This window comes from Treponema sp. (assembly GCF_045657965.1).
Taxonomy (GTDB): Bacteria; Spirochaetota; Spirochaetia; order Treponematales; family Treponemataceae; genus Treponema_D.
On sequence record NZ_JAZOUG010000346.1, the window covers coordinates 1 to 2,813 of the forward strand.

The 2,813-nt window shown below is 37.6% G+C and carries 4 protein-coding genes; 1 reads left to right on the forward strand and 3 read right to left on the reverse strand.

Annotated elements, in window-relative coordinates:
• The 3 genes from ACKI5B_RS12910 to ACKI5B_RS12920 form a co-directional block, all read right to left on the reverse strand.
• Positions 1-629 (reverse strand): hypothetical protein (locus ACKI5B_RS12910; protein WP_407429423.1); only part of this gene is annotated, 629 nt, incomplete at its 3' end.
• Positions 629-1,760 (reverse strand): peptide chain release factor 2 gene (gene prfB / locus ACKI5B_RS12915; RefSeq protein ID WP_407429425.1). Its coding sequence is split into 2 segments (ribosomal slippage): positions 629-1,690 and positions 1,692-1,760, totalling 1,131 coding nucleotides; the frame shifts between segments, so codons are not numbered across the junction. The genes ACKI5B_RS12910 and prfB, both read right to left, overlap by 1 nt.
• Positions 1,761-1,774: 14 nt before the next feature.
• Positions 1,775-2,062: a CRISPR-associated protein Cas2 gene (locus ACKI5B_RS12920; RefSeq protein WP_407429427.1), complete on the reverse strand. Its 288-nt coding sequence runs from the start codon at positions 2,060-2,062 to the stop codon at positions 1,775-1,777.
• Between the two features lie 63 nt (positions 2,063-2,125).
• Here ACKI5B_RS12920 and ACKI5B_RS12925 point away from each other — a divergent pair.
• Positions 2,126-2,813 (forward strand): hypothetical protein (locus ACKI5B_RS12925; RefSeq protein WP_407429429.1); only part of this gene is annotated, 688 nt, incomplete at its 3' end.

Here is a 2,813-nt window from a genome sequence, read left to right on the forward strand (position 1 = left end):
CCCGCCTCTAAAGCTTTAACAGTCGGCTTAAAAAGAGCAGTAGAATCACTTTTGTAAAGTACTACACTTTCAGTCACAATTTCATCTTTTTCATTTTTATGGAAAAACGGAAATGGAAAAGAAAAGAATCCATTATTTTCCTTTTCTGCTTCACTATTTTTATCTTCATCTTTTTCCTGTTCCCGTTTAATTTTTGGAGCAAATTCTTCTTTTATTTTTTTTACCTGTTCAAGATTTTCCTCAATCTGATTTTCAATTTCATGGATTTTTTCCATTTCTGTTTTAATTGATTTATTCAGAGTTCGGGGATTTGTAGTTGTAAGAACAAGTGCATCACGGGCTTTACATTCTTTAGAGAGCTGTAAAAAAAGTGCAAGACGTGCAGTCTGGAGTTCCTTTAACCTGCGGTCAAGGCTCTCTGATGCTGGAATCGTACGGATATTTTCGTCTGAAAACTGCTCGATAATAAGCTGTGGAAGGACAGAAGCTGCCTTTACAGAACTTTCACTCCGACTCTGATTCTGTTTAAAAGAAAATTCCATTATGCCAAGCGTCCAGTTATCTGCAAAAACAGGAAAAGAGAAAATCAAAAAAGAGAAAATCAGACAAAACCAGAAAGATTTTTTCATTACAAATCGTCGTCTTCGTCTTCACCACCAACAGGTAAACCTTTCCACTGAGCCTGAAGGAATGAGTCAATAAACTGGTCTATATCACCGTCCATTACACTCTGAATGTCACCTACACTGAATTTTGTACGGTGATCTTTAACCATTGTATATGGCTGAAACACATAAGAACGGATTTGGTTTCCCCAGGAAATATCTTTTTTTTCGGCTCCGAATTTTGCAGTTTCTTTTGCTCTTTCCTGCTCATAGTGAGCATAAAGTTTTGCACGTAAGAGGTTCATACAGGTAGCACGGTTCATAATCTGGCTTCGTTCGCTGTCGCACTGAACAACGATTCCGGTCGGAATATGAGTAAAACGTACTGCAGAGTCAGTTTTATTAACGTGCTGACCGCCCTTTCCGCCTGAACGGTATGTATCAACACGTAAATCTTCAGGGCGGATATCGACCTTAATTGTATCATCAAGAATCGGGAAAATAAAAACCGAACTGAAAGAAGTATGGCGTCTTGCGTTTGCATCAAAAGGACTGATTCGCACAAGACGATGAACGCCTGCTTCACCTTTTAAATGACCATAAACATAATCGCCTGTAATCTGAATTGTGGTTGATTTAATTCCGCCTTCATCTTCCTGTAAATCAACAGTCTCAAGCTTGTAACCATGACGTTCTGCCCAGCGGATATACATACGGGAAAGCATATAAGCCCAGTCGCAGGCTTCTGTTCCACCGGCTCCGGCATGAATTGTTAAGAAGCAGCCGTTTTTGTCAACTTCACCTGAAAGAAGATTCAAAATACTCTGTTCTTCAAATTTTTTCTGGCAGTCTGAAAGTTCATTTCTGATTTCCTCTTCGACAGAATCTTCCCCCTCAGTACCAAGTTCATAAAGAGTTTTAATATCATCAATCTGCTGTAAAAGCTCGCGCCATGGCTCTACCCTGCCTTTTAAAAGCTTTAAGTCATTCATGACTTTCTGGGCCTTTTCGGCATCGTTCCAGAAATCTTCGGCAGCAGTAAGAGCTTCGGTTTCTTTTATTTTTTTATCGATAGCAGGCGCGTCAAAGACGCCCCCATACATTTTTAATATCTTCTTCAAGCGTTGAAATAGGTTCTTTAAGTTCTTCTAACATTTTAAATCCTCATATTATTGTTTATTTTGTTTTGCACCGTAAACACTTCTTTTCCATTGTTTGTGACGCAGTTCAGTAACTGCAAAATTTGAATTCACTGGAAACTGATAAATTCTCAAAGTGTCATAATAATCTGTTACAGAATCAATCTCATGTTTTAGAGATGTAAGCTGCACTTCATTAATTTGAGTACATTCCCAGCAGGCTTTCTGGATTTTTCTGAAACTGTGACGGCTTAAAATCGCAGCAATTGCTTTTGCACTGTCGATACCGCCCGGATCTAAAACTACGGATACAAACATTTATATAGAATAATTCATTGGTTTTATCTTGTCAAACCGCCTGTTTTGCTGCACAATAAATATATGCAATTGCGATTCACTCAATTTGCAAAAATCTTATTTCTTATAATTATTTTTAATACACCTGCTTTTCTCACCTCACAAAGCGATACTTTCCGTCCGCTTTGCACTTCCATATCTGCAAAAAAGACTGGTATTAACAAAATCCAGATTACCTGGAAATGTCCTTCAGATTTTAATGCATCAAGCATTGCCATTTTCAGGGATAATAAACCAATTACATTAAAATCAACAGTTTCAGCAGGTCATCCTGTAGCAGAAGTTCCGGGGAATTTTACATCGTACACAGACAGCTTAAAAAAATATGGTGAATATTATTACGCTCTAATCGCAAGGGACAAAAACGGTAATCTATACAACATGCTTTTTCCTACCGTCAACACGACAGAAAAATCTGTAAAACTTGAAGCTCCAGCAAATTTATACGGAGAAACAACCGGATCTGATGAACAATATGTTCCAGGCTTTTTAAGAGAACTACCATTACCTTATCTTGATTTAATTTCAGACCTTGACGTTAAGCCCACAAAAATGGGTAACAAAGCGTCAAATGCAGGATATGAACTTGCAGGTGAACATTCATTAAAAAAAACAAAACTGCTTTCCCCGTACATTTTTGAAGACGATTTAATCTGTGCCCCAGACGGAGATGATTTTTATCTTTTTGAATCATTAAAAACTTACTTTATAA